Source organism: Streptomyces sp. NPDC005485, assembly GCF_040606085.1.
Lineage (GTDB): Bacteria > Actinomycetota > Actinomycetes > Streptomycetales > Streptomycetaceae > Streptomyces.
Window position 1 is genome coordinate 1 of the sequence record NZ_JBEXDZ010000195.1, and the last position, 16,245, is coordinate 16,245.

General features: G+C 68.2%; 17 protein-coding genes and 2 pseudogenes. 8 read left to right on the forward strand and 11 right to left on the reverse strand.

The window, feature by feature from the left end:
- Positions 1–141 precede the first annotated feature (141 nt).
- A complete protein-coding gene (locus ABZS97_RS38895; protein ID WP_356146395.1) occupies positions 142–909 on the forward strand; it encodes a hypothetical protein in 768 nt (255 codons plus the stop codon).
- A gap of 442 nt (positions 910–1,351) precedes the next feature.
- Entirely contained in the window at positions 1,352–1,642 is a 291-nt protein-coding gene (locus tag ABZS97_RS38900; RefSeq protein ID WP_356146398.1) for a hypothetical protein, read from the forward strand.
- Between the two features lie 36 nt (positions 1,643–1,678).
- Here ABZS97_RS38900 and ABZS97_RS38905 read toward each other — a convergent pair whose 3' ends face one another.
- The gene (locus ABZS97_RS38905) at positions 1,679–1,957 is read right to left on the reverse strand and encodes a hypothetical protein (RefSeq protein WP_356146449.1); all 279 of its coding nucleotides are present in this window, start codon (positions 1,955–1,957) and stop codon (positions 1,679–1,681) included.
- A gap of 59 nt (positions 1,958–2,016) precedes the next feature.
- On the opposite strand from ABZS97_RS38905, the gene istB reads away from it, so the two are divergent.
- The gene (gene istB, locus ABZS97_RS38910) at positions 2,017–2,790 is read left to right on the forward strand and encodes an IS21-like element helper ATPase IstB (RefSeq protein WP_356146405.1); all 774 of its coding nucleotides are present in this window, start codon (positions 2,017–2,019) and stop codon (positions 2,788–2,790) included.
- Positions 2,791–2,892: 102 nt separating this feature from the next.
- Here the strand turns inward: istB and ABZS97_RS38915 are convergent.
- From ABZS97_RS38915 to ABZS97_RS38930, 4 genes and pseudogenes are all read right to left on the reverse strand, one after another.
- Positions 2,893–3,063, reverse strand: a pseudogene (locus ABZS97_RS38915) (transposase); the annotation flags it as partial.
- Positions 3,064–3,299: 236 nt separating this feature from the next.
- Positions 3,300–4,274, reverse strand: a complete 975-nt coding sequence (locus tag ABZS97_RS38920) for a phosphotransferase (RefSeq protein WP_356146452.1) — start codon at positions 4,272–4,274, stop codon at positions 3,300–3,302.
- Between the two features lie 319 nt (positions 4,275–4,593).
- Positions 4,594–5,394 (reverse strand): phosphotransferase, encoded by an 801-nt coding sequence (locus tag ABZS97_RS38925; RefSeq protein ID WP_356146410.1) that lies wholly within the window; start codon positions 5,392–5,394, stop codon positions 4,594–4,596.
- A gap of 305 nt (positions 5,395–5,699) precedes the next feature.
- Positions 5,700–5,804, reverse strand: a pseudogene (locus ABZS97_RS38930) (IS5/IS1182 family transposase); the annotation flags it as partial.
- Between the two features lie 215 nt (positions 5,805–6,019).
- Between ABZS97_RS38930 and ABZS97_RS38935 the strand changes: the two are divergent.
- Together ABZS97_RS38935 and ABZS97_RS38940 are read left to right on the forward strand one after the other, a co-directional pair.
- The gene (locus ABZS97_RS38935; protein WP_356146413.1) at positions 6,020–7,324 is read left to right on the forward strand and encodes a hypothetical protein; all 1,305 of its coding nucleotides are present in this window, start codon (positions 6,020–6,022) and stop codon (positions 7,322–7,324) included.
- 9 nt (positions 7,325–7,333) lie between these two features.
- A complete protein-coding gene (locus ABZS97_RS38940; RefSeq protein WP_356146416.1) occupies positions 7,334–7,939 on the forward strand; it encodes a hypothetical protein in 606 nt (201 codons plus the stop codon).
- Between the two features lie 152 nt (positions 7,940–8,091).
- On the opposite strand, the gene ABZS97_RS38945 is transcribed toward ABZS97_RS38940, so the two are convergent.
- From ABZS97_RS38945 to ABZS97_RS38955, 3 genes are all read right to left on the reverse strand, one after another.
- The gene (locus ABZS97_RS38945; protein WP_356146420.1) at positions 8,092–9,033 is read right to left on the reverse strand and encodes a hypothetical protein; all 942 of its coding nucleotides are present in this window, start codon (positions 9,031–9,033) and stop codon (positions 8,092–8,094) included.
- Positions 9,034–9,392: 359 nt separating this feature from the next.
- The gene (locus ABZS97_RS38950) at positions 9,393–9,989 is read right to left on the reverse strand and encodes an NAD(P)-binding domain-containing protein (RefSeq protein WP_356146423.1); all 597 of its coding nucleotides are present in this window, start codon (positions 9,987–9,989) and stop codon (positions 9,393–9,395) included.
- Positions 9,990–10,030: 41 nt separating this feature from the next.
- Positions 10,031–10,849 carry a 3'(2'),5'-bisphosphate nucleotidase CysQ gene (locus tag ABZS97_RS38955; protein WP_356146429.1) on the reverse strand — a complete coding sequence of 273 codons (819 nt, stop codon included), beginning with the start codon at positions 10,847–10,849 and terminating at the stop codon, positions 10,031–10,033.
- Between the two features lie 138 nt (positions 10,850–10,987).
- Here ABZS97_RS38955 and ABZS97_RS38960 point away from each other — a divergent pair, with 138 nt between their 5' ends.
- Positions 10,988–11,926, forward strand: a complete 939-nt coding sequence (locus ABZS97_RS38960) for a LysR family transcriptional regulator (RefSeq protein ID WP_356146432.1) — start codon at positions 10,988–10,990, stop codon at positions 11,924–11,926.
- 102 nt (positions 11,927–12,028) lie between these two features.
- Here the strand turns inward: ABZS97_RS38960 and ABZS97_RS38965 are convergent, their stop codons facing one another.
- Positions 12,029–12,433, reverse strand: a complete 405-nt coding sequence (locus ABZS97_RS38965; protein ID WP_356146435.1) for a hypothetical protein — start codon at positions 12,431–12,433, stop codon at positions 12,029–12,031.
- Positions 12,434–12,909: 476 nt separating this feature from the next.
- On the opposite strand from ABZS97_RS38965, the gene ABZS97_RS38970 reads away from it, so the two are divergent.
- Positions 12,910–13,515 carry a hypothetical protein gene (locus tag ABZS97_RS38970; RefSeq protein ID WP_356146438.1) on the forward strand — a complete coding sequence of 202 codons (606 nt, stop codon included), beginning with the start codon at positions 12,910–12,912 and terminating at the stop codon, positions 13,513–13,515.
- 226 nt (positions 13,516–13,741) lie between these two features.
- Here ABZS97_RS38970 and ABZS97_RS38975 read toward each other — a convergent pair whose 3' ends face one another.
- Positions 13,742–14,677, reverse strand: coding sequence for an LLM class flavin-dependent oxidoreductase (locus tag ABZS97_RS38975; protein ID WP_356146441.1), 936 nt, complete (start codon positions 14,675–14,677; stop codon positions 13,742–13,744).
- A gap of 111 nt (positions 14,678–14,788) precedes the next feature.
- Here ABZS97_RS38975 and ABZS97_RS38980 point away from each other — a divergent pair, with 111 nt between their 5' ends.
- Positions 14,789–15,256, forward strand: a complete 468-nt coding sequence (locus tag ABZS97_RS38980) for a MarR family transcriptional regulator (RefSeq protein ID WP_356146444.1) — start codon at positions 14,789–14,791, stop codon at positions 15,254–15,256.
- 581 nt (positions 15,257–15,837) lie between these two features.
- On the opposite strand, the gene ABZS97_RS38985 is transcribed toward ABZS97_RS38980, so the two are convergent.
- Complete coding sequence (locus ABZS97_RS38985) at positions 15,838–15,993, reverse strand: hypothetical protein (protein WP_356146447.1); 156 nt, start codon at positions 15,991–15,993, stop codon at positions 15,838–15,840.
- Between the last annotated feature and the right edge of the window lie 252 nt (positions 15,994–16,245).

A 16,245-nucleotide genomic window follows, 5' to 3' on the forward strand; every position in this document is an offset into this window, starting at 1 on the left:
AGTCCAGGCTGATGGCCACCGGAATTCCAGGTGGATGGCCGTCTGACCAGTGGTGTTCCTGATCACTTCCTTAACTGGAGGAGACCCCTCCGACCATTTGCTGGTGTTTGCGAGCAACAGCGAACTGGCCGGAGAGGTCCTGTGACGAAGTCTGACACGGAGATCATGGAAATCCTTGAGGCGTACGACCTGACCGGGACGGTCTGGTCGGCGGCGACCCTGGCAGGACACGACCCGAAGACGGTCAAGAGGTATGTCGAGGCCCGCAACGGCGGGCGCAATCCCTATGAGCGAGAGCCGCGGCCAAAGATGATCGACGCGTTCCTGGAGAAGGTCGAGGAGTGGGTCGAGCAGTCGAAGGCGACGATCCGCGCCGATGTGGTCCACGAGAAGCTCGTGAAGATGGGCTACCGGGGCAGCGCGCGCTCGACGAGACGGGCGGTGAACGCGGCGAAGGCGGCGTGGAAGGCGGGCAAGCGCCGAACGTACCGGCCGTGGATTCCCGAGCCGGGCCGGTGGCTGCAGTTCGACTGGGGAGAAGGCCCCCGCATCGCGGGACGGCGGACCTGGCTGTTCTGCGCATGGCTGTCCTGGTCGCGGTTCCGGGTCGTGATTCCGGTCTGGGACTGCACGCTGGGCACTTTGGTGGCCTGCCTGGACACCACGTTGCGGCGGATCGGCGGGGCACCGACCTACGTACTGTCGGACAACGCGAAGACGGTCACCGTCGAGCACATCGCCGGGATCCCGGTGCGGCACCCGCAGATGGTCGCCGCGGGCCGGCACTACGGCTGCCAGGTCGTCAGTTGCGTGCCCTACGACCCCGAGTCGAAGGGCGGCGCGGAGGCCACGGTCCGCATCGCGAAGGCCGACTGGGTGCCCACCAGCGCGAACCTGCTGGCCGCCTAGGACACCTTCGCCGAGCTCGGCAACGCCTGCCTGACCTGGTGCGACGTGGTGAACTCGCGCCGTCACCGGGCGACCGGGCAGATACCCGCCGATCGCCTGGATATCGAACGCACCACCTTGCACATCCTGCCGATCGAGCCGCTCGCGCTCGCGCTGGGCGAGGAGCGGCTGGTCGGCTCCGACCGCACCATCAGCTTCAACTCGGTGCGCTACTCGACCCCGCCGGGCTATACCGGCGCGAGGGTGTGGTGCCGGGTGGTCGGCGAGGAGCTCTCGATCCCCGCCCGCACCAACTCCGGTGACCTGTCGGAGATTTGGCGCCACCAGCTCTCCACCCCGGGTGTTCCGCAGATCATCGACGAGCACTACCCCGACCATCCCGACGGCCGCAGCATCCACCAGCCCAGGCTGCAGCCCCCGTTCGGAAGCGGAGATCGCGTTCGTGGGCATCGGCCCGGGAGCCGGGCGCTGGCTCAAGGAAGCCGGGCCCGCAGGCGCCACCCGCATCCGCGCCAAGATGGCCCGCGCGGTCGAGTTGGCCACCGTCCTGGGCAACAACCGTGTCGACCAAGCCCTCGGACTTGCGGCCACGGCCGGGCGTTTCGCCGACGGCGACCTGCTCTCGATCCTGGGACACATCGCCGACAGCAAGCCCGTCGGCGAGGTCGTCCGCGCGGACGAGGCCCACTCCGTCCAGAACGGAACCATCGGCTGGCAGGCCCTGGGCCAGTAGGCAACGACTCCAAGGAAGTTGACGTCGGCCCTGCGGTCAGTCGCCGACAAACCACAGATACCGGTGTGACCCCTGCTCGACGACCTGGCACAACTCGCGGGCCTGCTCCACCCAGTCACCGCCGCAAGCGGCTGGAAGCCGGTCGAGTTCCGCCAACAGCAGCGACACCTGCCGATGGTTGAAGACCGCATCCCCATACGGAATCAGGCCCCAGAGCATCGGGAAAAGCCCCGGATCCAAATCACCGAAAGCGGAAGTCCACTCCACCCCACCTGCCCGGGCCACGACGTCGCCGCTGTCACCACGCACCTGCATATCGATCACTCTTCGAGGCTATCGACGCCTCCCCCAACCGACGAAGGAATTTACGGCCGATGACGTTTCCCCAGGCCCCGGCGCTACCCGAAGAACTCGACAAACTCATGCGTCGCATGCGCCTGCCCTACATGCGCAAAGCGGCCCCCGATGTCCTGGCCACCGCCCGCACCCAACGCTGGGACCCCGCCGAGGTCCTGCGGCTGCTGATAGCCGAGGAGGTCACCGGCCGTGACGCGGCCACCCGTCGCCTGCGACGGCACTCGGCGAACTTCCCCACCGGCAAGACCCTGGGTTCCTGGCGGGCCGAGGACTCCACCATCCCCGAACCCACCCAGAACTCCCTGATCACTCTGGAATGGATCGGCCGCGCCGAGAACCTGGTGATCGCCGGCCCGAGTGGCACAGGGAAAAGCCACTTCACCGAGGGACTCGCCCAGGCCGCGATCGAGAAGGACCTGCGGGTCTCCTGGTTCACCCTGGAGACGCTGAGCGCCGCCATCGGCAAGTCGAAGGTCGACGGCTCCACCGCCCGCACCGTCGCCCGGATCTGCCGGGCCGATTTGATCGTCATCGACGACATTGGCCTACTTCCGGTCGGGGAAGACGCCGCCGAAGCGTTCTACCGGATCATCGACGCCGCCTATGAACGACGCTCCATCGCGGTGACCAGCAACATCCACCCCTCGGGCTTCGACACGATCATGCCCAAGACCCTCGCCGGCGCCAGCACCGACCGCCTCATGCACCACGCGCACCTCGTGACCGCCACCGGCGACTCGCACCGCCTCGCCGAGGCCCTCGCCGGGAAGGGAGTGGTCCCCTTGAACTGACCCCCACCCCAGGAAGACCACTGGCCACGCACCTGGGTTTCTGATGGCCACCAGCCTGGGCTCCCAACGGCCACCCACCTGGACATCTCAATGACCGTTGACAAGACGGTCGACCTCCAGGCGAATCAACGTGCTGTCGGTGACCGGGAGTTCGCCGGTGTGGTCGATCCTTGCCGAGCGCGTGGTCAGCCTCGGGTGAATGCGGTCCCAGGCTATCGCGCGAGCGGTGCCGTAGCGGTCGGTGACCTGTACGGTCTCCGCGTCCGGATCGCCCGAAGTCGACGCCGCGGCCACTGCCAGCGGTGCACTCCTTGCGGAGAGCACTGCACTTCGCGAACTGGCCGGCAACCGGGCAGCGGTGGTAATCCCCCCTGGGCCGCACTCAGGCGACTCGAGAATGAGACCGCCCCGGGGCAACGGCATCTACAACCTCGCCTTGCCACCGACCCAGAGACTCAAACCAGCCTCACCCGCTGCTATTTGCCGAACAAATTGAAACACCCGAAAGTTCAGGCGTGGACCAGTTCCAGTGCCTGCTTCAGGTTGTACTCGGCAATGCCTGCCATGAACGCCCTTTCAGGGAAGTCGCCGTCGAGCAGCCGCAACGGACCCGCCGTCAGAGACAAACGCTGCGCGAGCATGTAGAGCGCGAGCCGGTCCTCATCCAAGCCGTCCACCCTCAGCGGCTGGTAGGCATCCTGCAAGCGGATTCGCAGAAACACGTGCTCCCACTCGACATCGAAGTACATCAATCCCTCGATGTCGATCGCCACGGGGTTCCCGTCCTCGTCCACAAGCACATGGTCAGGACCCAGTTCGCCGTGCACGACCGCGTACTCCGCGCGTGGCTGCACCGCCGCCGCCAAGATCAGCAGCCGTTCCTCCAGCCGGTCGCGGGCGGCCGCGATCCGCGAATCGCGCGAGGCCGCCTCGGCAAGGTCCCGCAGCGCACGGTCGAGAACCACCCCCTCGCACGACGTGCCGCGCGAGGTCCCTCCTCCGTCGACCACGGCCACTTTGCCGTACGCCGGTGCGCGGTGACGCCGCATTGCCTCCAGCGACTCCGCGAGCCGGACCATAACCGGAGCAGCATCGGCTGGATCCCGCGCGAGCAACTCCTCAAGGCTCGTCCCCGGAAGGTCCTCGACGATCGCAAGGTCGGCCGGGCAATGCGTCCCGTCGCGATCGACGAGACGGATCGCTGGAACGCGAACGCCGAGCGCGTCCAGGCGCGCGTGCGCGGCCTGGAACAGATCGAGCCCGAGGCCGGGCGAGAACGGGTCGGTGAGGTCGTCGTCGCCCTCGGCCGCCGGCCAGTAGTTCTCGGCGCCGTCCCATAGGTAGGCGATCGCCGTCGTCGCGTCGTCCATCACCAGGCGGTACACACCCTTCTTGCTGCCGCCCGCGACCCGCTCGACCGCCTCCAGCCGCCGCCCGCCGCCCAGCGCGGCTCGCGCTGCACCCGTCAACTGCTCCCGCGTCACTGCCCTGCGTGCCACGTTCCGATCCGCCTCTCCGTCACGACAACCCGCGAACCCTACGGGAGCGTCGACGGTGGGGCCATTGGGTTATGCCGAATCCGAGGACTGACGGGTGAAGCGGTACGTCTCAGCACCATCGACCCCGATCCCACAGGGGCGGACGAGCTCTACAACGTGCACATCAATCGTCGAGACTGCGAACGCTGGCGGCCATCACCCTGGTGACCCGACGGTCCGCTTCGCCGCAAGGCCCGACCTGCCGAACGCCGCGACATGGCTCACAGCTACGTCGTGCCGGGAGCCCCTTGAACGCCTGGGTCGGTCAGTTCAGCAGGGCGGCCATGAACGTCTCCCGGCGATCCGCCAGCCAGGCCTGCAGCCGGTCCCAGCGTTCCCATCCACCACGCTCGGCCAGCGCCTGGACATAGACGGGGTCGCCCTCAGCCACACGGCGGCCGACGAAGGCTCGGCAGACGTCGGTGGCCTGCTCCACAACGCCAGGCAACTCGGCGCGGTCCTGCCGGGAGAGGCCGTAACTGTCGGCAAGGATCCGCAGCCGGGCGGGCGCATCCAGCCCCTCGGGATAGAGACCGGCCGCGGAGACGGGATCGAGCATCGGCACCCAGTAGCGGGCGGTCATGGCGATGTCCCAGAGGGGACGCCCGGGGGCCGCGAGGTCGAAATCGATCAAGGCACTGGCACGGCCGTCGCGGAAGACGACGTTTTCCGGGCACACGTCGTTGTGGCACAGCATCGTTCCACCCTCCGGGTCGGCCAGGTCCCCGGGCCACCCGGCACGGGGGTCAACCCCGACCACACCGCTGGTCTCATGCAAGCGCCGCAGCAAGCGCCCTACCGACTCCAGAGCGGTTGTCGTCATCACCCAGCCGCGGAACGGCGGCAGAGCCACGTCACCGACGATGAAGGTCAGCTGCTCACGGCCATCCTCGGTGAGGCCGACAGGGGTTGGCGCCGCGTCGAAACCGTTCCCTTTCAGTGCAAGGAGATAGGCGTGCAGGGCGGGTGCGTTGCGCGGCGCCGGACGCTCCACCACAGCACCGCGGCGGAATACTGTCCCCGCGTTCGTCATGCCGCCGACCAGTGCCTCGTCCTCAGTCCCCATGACGATCACGCTACCGCTAGGTCGACCTACGTGGTCCAGACCCCGAACTCGCCCCGAACACTGTCGAAGACAACCCCTTGGTCGAACCACCAAGGCCACCCAGCCCCTCAGGTCATGGCCGAATGAGGAACAGGCACTCGCCTGTTCACCATCAAGGCCGGCAGCCGCGGACAGGGACTGTGTCTCTTCCGCAACCCGACGCGATGGAGGACGGCGAGGACGAAGACTGGCGCCCGGCGTCATCGGGACGGGCGTCGGGCGTGGGGGCTCTGGTCGCCCTGTTGGGCACGGGTGGCGAATGTGCAGCCGAAGTCAGGGCACCGACCACGCCGTTCGAAGCGCCAGCCGGACGACACCGGCTCAGTCAACTCCCGGCGGGCATCGGGCAGATCACTTGGATACGCCGTCACACGGCCAGCCTCGCCATGTCAGTGTCGGTCCGATATGGCAGCCGGGGCCGGTCTCTTGCCGTGCCGACGGCATGTCGAGCAGTGGCCCCCTATGCCACAACTGACCCCTGTTTGCACCGTAGTTCTGGCTGGATTTAGCGGGCTTCTGTCGGAAATGGGACGAGTAGCGTCATGGCTTCTTCTGCGGAGTGGCCCGCGGAGGGAGGGAGAATGCCGTGACCTGGTTGGGGTGGGAAAGCCTTGGGGGAACCCTGACGAGCGGCCCCGCCGTCTCGTCCTGGACTTCGGGGCGGCTGGATACGTTCGTACGGGGTACGGACTCGGCTCTGTGGCACAAGTGGTTCCAGAACGGCTGGTCCGGCTGGGAGAGCCTCGGCGGCGTCCTCACCTCGGAACCGGCCGCCGTGTCCTGGAGCAACGGCCGCATCGACGTCTTCGTGCGGGGTACGGACTCGGCGCTGTGGCACAAGTGGTTCGAGAACGGCTGGTCCGGCTGGGAGAGCCTCGGCGGAGTGCTCACCAGCGGCCCGGCGGTGGCGAGTTGGAGCAACGGGCGGCTCGACGTCTTCGTGCGGGGTACGGACTCGGCACTGTGGCACAAGTGGTTCCAGAACGGCTGGTCCGGCTGGGAGAGCCTCGGCGGCGTGCTCACCAGCACTCCCGCGGCCGTGTCCTGGGGCAATGGCCGTATCGACGTCTTCGGCGCGGGCACCGACTCGGCGCTGTGGCACAAGTGGTTCCAGAACGGCTGGTCGAACTGGGAGAGCCTCGGCGGCGTCCTCACCTCCGCGCCGGCGGTGGCCAGTTGGGGCAGCGGACGACTCGACGTGTTCGTCGCCGGTACGGATGCTGCGATGTGGCACAAGTGGTTCCAGAACGGCTGGTCCGGCTGGGAAAGCCTCGGCGGTGTCCTCACCGGCGCCCCCGCAGCCGTATCGTGGGGACCGAACCGGATCGACGCGTTCGTCGCGGGTACCGACAGCGCGATGTGGCACAAGTGGTGGACGCAGGTCCCCACGGTGCGACTGCACGCCAAGGTCCTCACCACACCGAACGTGTCCGTGGCCGACGCCGTGCAGCGGATGCGCGAGGTGTACGCGACCGCCGGCATCGCGGTGCAGCTGGCGTCGACCGAGAACCTGAACCTGCCCACGCTCAACGACGTCGATGTGGGCCAGTGCGTTGTCGGGCAGACGACCGCCGAGCAGGACCAGCTCTTCGGCAACCGCAACAACGTGGGTGAGAACGACGTCGTCGCCTACTTCGTACGGTCGACCGTTCCGCCCTTCAACGGGTGCGCGGCCCATCCGGCCGGGCGCCCCGGCGCCGTGGTGGCGCAGGGCGCGACACAATGGACCCTGGGCCACGAGATCGGACACGTCCTGGGCCTCAGGCACGTCAACGACAACGACCGGCTCATGACGGGAAACGGGACGGCGAACATCACCAACCCGCCCCCCGACCTGGTATCCGACGAAGTCAAGACCATGCTCGACAGCTCGCTCAGCCAGGACATTTAGGAGGCGGCGATGAGCGTATCGATGCGTGATGTACGCAAGGCCCTCGATCCCGAGGAGCCGAACTACGCGGCCGCCGCACGGCTGGGCTCCGCGAGCCTGCCCCACCTGCGCGCGCTGGTCGGCGGCAACGACGTGCTGCTCGCGGCGAAGGCGGCGTACGCGGCCAGTCTCCTGGAGGGGGACACGGGCAAGGAGGTGGTCGCGACCGCGGCGCAGAGCGATGAGCCGTCGCTGCGAGTGGCGGCGGCCTCGGCCGCGGTGAACCTGCCGACGGCGTCCGCCGCAGGCCTGCTCAGTGACCTGGTGACCGACTCGGACCCCGGTGTGCGCAAGGTGGCCGTCGCGGCGGTCCCGTCCGACGCCCCGGCGACGCTCACCGCACTCGTCCAGGAATCGACTCCACCGGAAGCGGGCACCGCGCCGCCGTCCGCGTCCCCTGCCGAAGCGCAGTCGGCGAGGAGTCCGATGCCGGGCGAGGACTCAGGTTCGGGTCTGATGCCGGGTGAAGGCGGATCCTCCGGCCTGATGCCGGGCGAGCGGCCCGGCGGAGGCAGCGCCATGGACGACAGCGCGGCCCCACCGGCGCCGGGGAAGATGCCGGGCGAAGCGCCCTGAGGAAGGTACGGGGGCGGGGGCGGTCCCGGGTGAGCCCGAGACCGCCCCCGCACATCTGCCCAAGGCGCCGGACCGGGCGGCGCGGCCTGCGGCTGTGGCCGGCCGGCACGGTTCTCGTGCTCACCGTCACCGCCGCGGGTCCGGGCCGGGGGTTACAAAGGCAGGATGTCCTGGGTCGGGAGTTTGCTGTTCTTCAGCCGGTCCATCAGCAGCGTCACGGTGCGCACCGGAGGCGGGTAGCCGCCGGAGCGTGCCGTCAGAAAGTCGGCTGTCTTGATCCGCCGGGGCGCGGCTCCGTGGGTGAGGTCGAGCAGGCCGCTGCTGATCAGCTCGTCTGCGAGCTGATCGAGTCCGTTCTCGTAGTCCTCGTAGACGGTCTTGCTGTCGCGCTGCACTGCGGCATGGGCGTCGGCAAGGACGCGACGCACTCGCCGGCTGTGGTGGTAGTCCTCGTCGTCCGGTTCGGGGAAGAGGCGTTCGGCGATCTCACATCGGTCGGTGGCGGTCCTGGCCGAGCGGAATTCGGGCAGCTGCCTGAGCTGTTGGGTCATGGCCGTCTGCCGTGCCTCCTCGGCAGCAGGGTCTTCGGTCTGGTTGCGGCGTTCTTCCTTGGCGTGTTCCTTCAGGGCCAGCAGGTCCTGCAACCCGGCGTCCAGGTCGTCGTACCAGGGTGCTGTCGTCTCCCAGAGGTGGGCGACACCGTGGTGGACGAAGCACAGTTCGACGCCAAGGGTGCGGCCGTCGTGAGGGCGCGCCTGTGCACGCAGGCTCTTGTATTGCCGCAGGGATGCTTCGTCGAGGAGCATGTCGGGGCTCTGCTCCTCTTCGTCGCCGGCCGTCGCAGTGAGCACGACCTGGGCGAAGGAGTCGGCCTCGAAGCGCTCGATGTTCTGGTAGACCACCTTGACGCCCAACGCGTCGGCCAGGCCGCAGTATGCGTCGATCGTCATGTCCTCGGGTTCCAGGTGCACTGTGTGCTGTTCGTCAGCCGTTGCCAGAGCGGGCAGCAGATACACGGAGCGGTCTTCGGCCCACTTCCGAATCACAGTCGGCAGGTCGTCGGTGGGAACGGTCGCGGGCTGACGGGGTGTCATCTTCGTCTCCGGGATGAGAGGTGCCTGCCGCCGGGATGGGGCAGCCGCAGCTGAACCTAGGGAGGGGGTCTGACAGCGGCTGGCGCGTCAAAGCCGTGCGACATTTCCCGCCGCGGGGCTGGGAACGGCATGAAACTGCTGCTCACAGCACACCTCGGGGCCATTTGACCATCACGGGGCGATGTACTCGGGGGACCCTGTCCGTCACATGCGTGCCGCCGGATTCCCTCTCCCGGGGTAATCGGCGGGGTCGTCGTGACGCCGAGCGGTGGGGGGAGGTTCCGGATGAGCTGGTTGTTCCGACGGGCATGCCGAAGGCCTCGCGGTGGGCCCGCCGGGGGCGGTGCGCTATGTGCGGATCAGCGGGCGATCGAGATCGCGAAGGGCGTGAATCCGCTGGACCGAATCACGTGCGGCACGAACAGTATTGCGGCCTCCGTGGCGCGGGCGGTCTGGATCCCGCCGAGATCAGCGATCCACTCCTTGCGCCAGCCGAGGCTGATGAGCAGTTCGCGGACGGTCTGCTTGGCCTGCGGGTCGTCGCCGGAGAGGAAGGCGTCGGGCGCCTGGGTGAGCATGGCCGGCGCGGTCATCACCGGGAAGAGCATGGTGTTGAGTGTCTTGACGACGCGCGTTTCGGGGAGCGCTTCCTGGAGTTGCTCGGCGAGGCTCGAGCCGGGGTAGATCAGGTCGGCGGGCAGTCCGTCCGGTCCATCGACGGTGGCGTTGGAGACGTCGACGAGAATCTTGTCGCGCAGTTCCTCGCGCAGGGCGACGAGCCCGTCCAGCGAGCCGGCGCCCGGGGTGGCGTTGATGACGATCTGGGCGGTCCGGGCTGCGTCGGCGGCGGCGCCCGGCGCGCGGTCCGCCACGGTCACCTCATGCCCTGCCCGGGTGAGGGCTGTGGCCAGGCTGCCGCCGACTCGGCCGTTTCCGAGAACTGCGATCGTGGTCATGGTGATCTGGTCCTTCCGTGCGTGCAGGTTGTGGTGCGCGGTCAGCGTGAGAGCGTGGCGACGGCCTCGGCGTGGACGCCGGGCGCGGCGGCCAGGAAGCTCTCGCTCTGCGGGGTCCAGGGGCGGCCCTCGGCGTCGGAGATCTGTCCGCCGGCCTCGGTGACGAGCAGCGCCCCGGGCAGCAGGTCCGCGCGGGCGCCGGCGAACTGCCAGAAGGCGTCGATCCGGCCGGCGGCCACGTTCACCAGGTGCAGGGTCGCGGGCACGGCGGTGCGGACGACGAGCGCGTCGAAGAGCATCGCGGTGATCGAGGAGCCGACGCGCCGCACGACTTTCTCGTCCTCGTCCGGCCGGGCCTGGCTGGTGGCCACGATGCTCAGGCCGAGGTCCGCGGTCGGGGAGACGCGCAGCGGCCGGCCGTCGAGGTAGGCGCCCGCACCGGCGAGCGCGGTGTAGGTCTCCCCGGTCAACGGCAGGTGGACCACGGTGAGTACCGGCTGGTTCTCGCGCACGAGGGTGGCGGTCACCGCCCACTCCGGCAGCGCGTGCAGGTGGTTGACATTGCCTTCGGCCGGATCCACGACCCACCATTCGCCGGACGGCAGCGCCCCGCCGTCCAGCTCGTCCTCCACCCAGCCGGCGTCCGGGCGCAGGTGCGTGAGGCGCGGGCGCAGAATGTCGAGGGCCGTGTTGTCGTTGTCGGCGAGTGCGCGCATCAGCTCTTCACGGGTCTGGTAGCCGACCACCTCGCCGAAGCGCTCGCGCAGCGCCGAACCGGCCGCGCGCACGGCGATCGCGGTCTGGTCGAGCAGGTCGGCGTCGGAGGCGGCGGCGTCAGTGGCCTGAAGCGTTTCGGACATGGTGGAACTCCCGTGTCGAGAAGGGGTGATGAGGCCGGTCGGGCCGAGCTGTGCGTTCCGTCTTGCGCTCTCGTCTCGAAGGTATAGAGCCCTTTGATTAACTTCAAATGCATGTAAAGCACGGCTAGGATTACTCACATGCAATTGGATTTGAACCTGCTCGCCGCGCTCGACGCGCTGCTGGAGGAGGGAAGTGTGGCCGGGGCTGCCGCGCGCCTGCATGTCACCGCCCCCGCAATGAGCCGGAGTCTGGGCCGAATCCGGCGCACGACCGGAGATCAGATCCTGGTACGCACCGGACGCACGATGACCCCGACGCCGTATGCGATCGCCGTCCGGGAACAGGTGCACGAGCTGCTGCACCAGGTCCAGGGGGTGCTGGCACCGAGCCGTGAACTCGATCTGGCAACGTTGGAGCGCACATTCACTCTCCGCTGGCACGATTCCCTGGTCGCCTTGAGCGGCCCCGCACTGCTCGCGGCCGTGCGCGGACAGGCGCCGGGCGTGCGATTGCGCTTCGTCGCGGAATCGAGCATCGACTCCCCCGAGTTGCGGCGCGGCGAGGTCGACCTGGAGGCCAACGCCAACCGCCCGAGCGCACCGGAGATCCGTGCCGAGAACGTGGGCGAGGCCCGCCTCGTCATCGTGGTGAGGCAGGGGCACCCCCTCACCCGTGTCAGGACCGTCACCGCAAAGCAGTACGCCGCCGCCGAGCACGTCACCGTCTCGCGGCGCGGCAACCTCAGCAATGCCCTCGACGACGCCCTCGCGCAGCTCGGCCTCACCCGCCACGTCGTGGCGACCGCGCCCACGGAAGCGGCCGCGCTGGAGTTCGTGCGCAGTTCCGATCTCCTGATCAGCGTCCCCGAAGCCACCACGCGGTCAGCGGTCGCCGACCTCGGCCTGGTCGTGCTCCCCCTCCCGCTCGAACTGCCGTCGGCACCGATATACCTGTCGTGGCATCAGCGCTACGACACCGACCACGCCCACGCCTGGCTGCGCGGGCTGGCGCGAACCGCGCTGGCCATGTGCGAAGCGTCGCCCCCGCCCCCGGATCAGTCTCCGCAGCCGAGCTGACCAACAGCCTCCGCATACGTCGGCACGCCCCCGGTGCGGCACCCTTCACATGTACCGGCATGGGACCTGAACCGCACGCACATACGAGGCTTCAGCCACGGGTCAATTGGGCGGCATGGGCCGATCCAGAGCCGCGCACCCCGCGCGGATGAAGAGCTGCAGCTTCCTCTGGGCCTCATTGAAGCGCGCTGATATCTGCTCATCCATTTCCGCGACGTCTTCCGGGGTCAGCACCCCTGACGTGGATCTCGCCTCGTGCTCCTCCGCACAGTTCAGCAGGTCCCGGAGACTCGAGATACATTCGTTCGCCCGAGCAGCCACCTCTTCAGGCCCTTGCAACTCGACCGCATAGGAAGTCATCAAGGCATTCCTGTATGCGTTCCGGCCCAGCAAACGAATCTCTCCCACGTGCTCTGATTCGGAAGCATCCGGCAGGCACGAACGATGATGGTCAAGGGCCGCTATCCGGGCCATCTGAGATTTTTCAGCGAACTCCTGATAGATCATCTTCCGGTGGTCTCTTCTCCACCGGTGATGCTCCAGCTGAGGCCGTGAGCCTTTCCGATTTCCCGCATCGGCCGGGCAGTTGACCTGACGCAAGGACACGGCAGCTGTAGTTCGTGAGGCGTAGAAAGCCGTAGCTGGTCAGCGCGATGGGTGGGGTGCCTGAGGGCAGAGGTACGACCACCTGCATCGTGATCGTTTGTGACGACAGGTCAAGGCGGGGTGCCCGTGCAGACCACACCGGCGCTGACGATGCCCCGCAACCGCCGGCCGCTGCTCTTGGACGAGCATGTGCGGCATTCCGCCCGGCTGGAACGTTGGGTTCCGTTCGTGCGTACTATCACTACGCGGCTGCGAGCCGCGCAGTTGCTTCCCGCGGGCATCCCCGTCATCACTAGCGGAACCCGCTCCCCCATCTATGCGCGCCACGGCTCATCGTCTCTCACCGCCGTGGCCGCGAATGAAGAAAGGCCCCTGTCATGTCTGACGTGCAAGCCCCGGCCACAGAACTGATGTCGCAGTACACCGCACAGGTGACCGGCGACCTCGAGCGCAACGCCAAGGAGCAGGAACGTATCGCCGCGGACATCGAGGCACTGCAGCAGCAGATGCGCGCCCTGCAGGGTGACCACTCCGTACTGGTGAACATGCAGCAGGCCCTCGGCAGCGCACTCCCCACCACCGGGGCCAACTCCGCGGCCGCCCAGACCATGCCGCGCCAGGCATCACCCACGCCCCGGCAGAACAAGCCGAAGAAGGCGGCGCCCAAGAAGGCCGCAGCCAAGGCCTCATCCGCCAAGGCCACCGTCACGGCCGCCAAGCCGAGCCTTGTCGATCTGATCCACGGCCATCTTGAGCAGCACAGCGAGCCGCGTTCCGCCGCCGAAATCACCGCGGCGCTCGCGCAGGCCCACCCCGACCGCAACATCAAGGCGACCGTCGTGCGCACCACCCTCGAAAATCTGGTCGCCAAAAGCCGTGCGCATCGCGCCAAGCAGGGCTCATCCGTCTTCTACACCGCTGCAGCCACTGCGGAGTCCGCTGCGGCCGGGCCCCGGCACAAGACAGCGGCAGTGGCCGGCTGAACGCCCCGCAGGCGGACATGGCGCTGGGGCAGCCGACCGTCCGCCGGTTGTGTTTCTCGCCAGTCCGGCCTGCAGGCGCAGCGCCTGGTCGTGGAAAGCGGCGGCGGCAGCAGTACCGCCGCCCTTCGCCACAACCACAGGAATAGTCAAGACCTGTGGATCAGTTGAGGTGAGTCAGCTCGGGCGGACAGGCCGCGAGGAGCGTCTTTGGTGGCGAGCGGCCCTGTCATAAGAATCTTCCCGTTGCGCTGCGTACGGGTGTGATGATCTCGGTGGCGAGCCACCGGGCGGCTCGTGAGGGGTAGGGGCTCCGTAGGCTCAGCACGATGTGCGTCACGCCTGCGGCGATGAGCTCCGTGATTGCCTTGCGGTCGGTGGCCGGGTCGTCGTAGGAGACGATGTACTGCACGGAGCGGGTGATTGTCCGCGGATCACGGCCGATGGCGGCGCAGTGGTTGTCTAGGACGGCACTGCGCTCGGTGATGTAGTCCAGCGTGTTGTGCGGCGGTCCAGGGATGTTCCAGATATCGGCGTGCTCGGCGACCAGGCGGAGCGTCCTGTTTCCCCAGCCGCCGATCAACAGGGGCGGTCCTGACTGCTGAACAGGTTTCGGCTCGTTGTAGTTGCCGGTCAGCGTGTAGTAGCGCCCGTGGAAGTCGAAGGCATCCCGCGTCCACATGCCGCGGAGGATGCTGATGGTCTCCTCCAGGCGGGCGATGCCTTCGGCGGGCGGGACGAGTGTGAGGCCGTAGGCCGCGTACTCCGCGAGGGCCGGGTTGTCGCCGGGGATACCACCCGCGTTGGGTGGCTGCAGGGTGCCGCCCACGCCGAGGCCCATGATCAGGCGACCCTCGGAGATCACGTCGACTGTTGTGGCCATTTTGCCGAGGACGGCGGGCGGCCGGATCCGATTGCTCGTCACGAGCAGGCCCAGACGCAGCCGCTGAGTTCTGGCGGCCAGGGCGCTCAGCAGCGTCCACCCTTCGAGGATCTGCCCGTCCTTCGGGCCGGCGATCGGCATGAGGTGGTCCCACAGCCAGGCGTCCTTGATTTCGGGCAGCTCGTCGGCCTCCTGCCACACACGGAGGATGTCCTTGTAGGGGACCCGCATCGGGGTGGTCTTGATCCCGAACGTTACGGGAGGGAGATTCTGGTCGGACATGGGTTGCCACGCGTCCTTCGAGTCGACACGTCGCCGTTGACGGCGATGCCATCATCACCGTAGCGGATCGTCAGTATTGCTGACTATCAGCCCCACGGATACGCTCCGGCCATGACTCGCGACGCACCGCCCGAGGTCCTCTCCTCCCGTCTCGGCTATCTGCTCAAGCACACGTACCTGCGTCTGACCGAGGAGTCCGCGCGGGCCTTGGCGCCGCACGGCATCGACGGCCGCGAACTGGCGGTTCTCGCCGTCCTCGACGCACATGACGAGCTGTCTCAACTGGAAGCGGCGGGCAAGCTGGGCATCGACCGCACCACCATGGTGGGCCTCATCGACGCCCTGGAGGGCAAGGAACTCGTCGAGCGGCGGCGCAGCCCCAAGGACCGACGCAAAAACATCGTGCAGCTGACGTCGGCCGGACGGGAGGGCCTGCGCGACGCCGAATCGGCCCGCCAGGAGATGGAACGTCGATTCCTCGCCCCGCTCTCCAGCACCGACGCCGCGCACCTGATCCGCACCTTGCAATCCCTCGTCGGTGTCCCGACGGGCGTCGGTCAGGCGTCTGACTCGGCATGACGGCAGCGTGACGGTGGCCCGTATCCGTGGACATCCGCAATCAGCGAGACGGGGCTCCAACCCGCTGAAGATCAGGCTGCGTGACGCTTGGGGCGTTCGACGAGTTGCCCCCGTTCGAAGCGGGCTCCGGCGCGACGAGGGCGACTAGGGCTACGAGTTGGGGGCGTTCACGGCCCGCTAGTGCTGTGAACGCATAGGTTCGCCGGGTCGGTGGTCGTGGCGGTTGGAGGTGCGGTGATGTCCGATCCAACCGCTGGAGGCGCGGTGGTGATGAGGATCTCGGAATTCGGCCAGGGGTACTCGTCGCCTTACTCGGGCCGGCGTTCAACCGAGTGGGGAGTTTCAGCGAGCTCGGGTGCGTCGTGGCCGGGGCCGCCCGCTCGTGGAGTGTGCGGGCCCGGCCGGCCGGTCAAGGGCGCCTACGGCGGCTCTCCGCGCTGGGCTCCGCCCGCCCTGGACAGTCCGATCCGCCCCTGGACCTGGCTTGCTATCGGGCGGCCCCTCCCCTGTGGCGTCGGGGTGTGACTGGCGACCTCGCGTAATGGGGAGTCGCGTATTCCTCAGCTGCTGAGGGCTCGTGGTCATTGTGAGTGGTCGCCGGGGGCATCGTGGCGCCAGGTTCCTCCGGCCTCTTCGGCGAGGCGGGCTGTCGTGTCGTCGTCATAGCCGAGCATCCGGGCGACCACCGGCGCCGGGTCCTGGAGGACGACGGCCGAGGAGGCACTCCGGCGGGGCACCGCCCCAACCGGCCAGTCGCGCCCAGGCGGTAGGTTCGCCCGGCCTGCCGTGACGTCCCCGCCGCACAGGGCGCCACCAGGGGGAACGGCCCGCCGATCAAGTTGCCGTAAGCGCCCCTGGGGCCACATGATGCGATCCGCACCGCACTTCATCCCGGGGGGTGCCTCTATGTCTTTCGTCAAGCGAGGCGTGGGGTTCTGGGTTCGTAGAAGGTGCCGTCGCGGAGCATCGCGAACAGCACGCTGACGCGG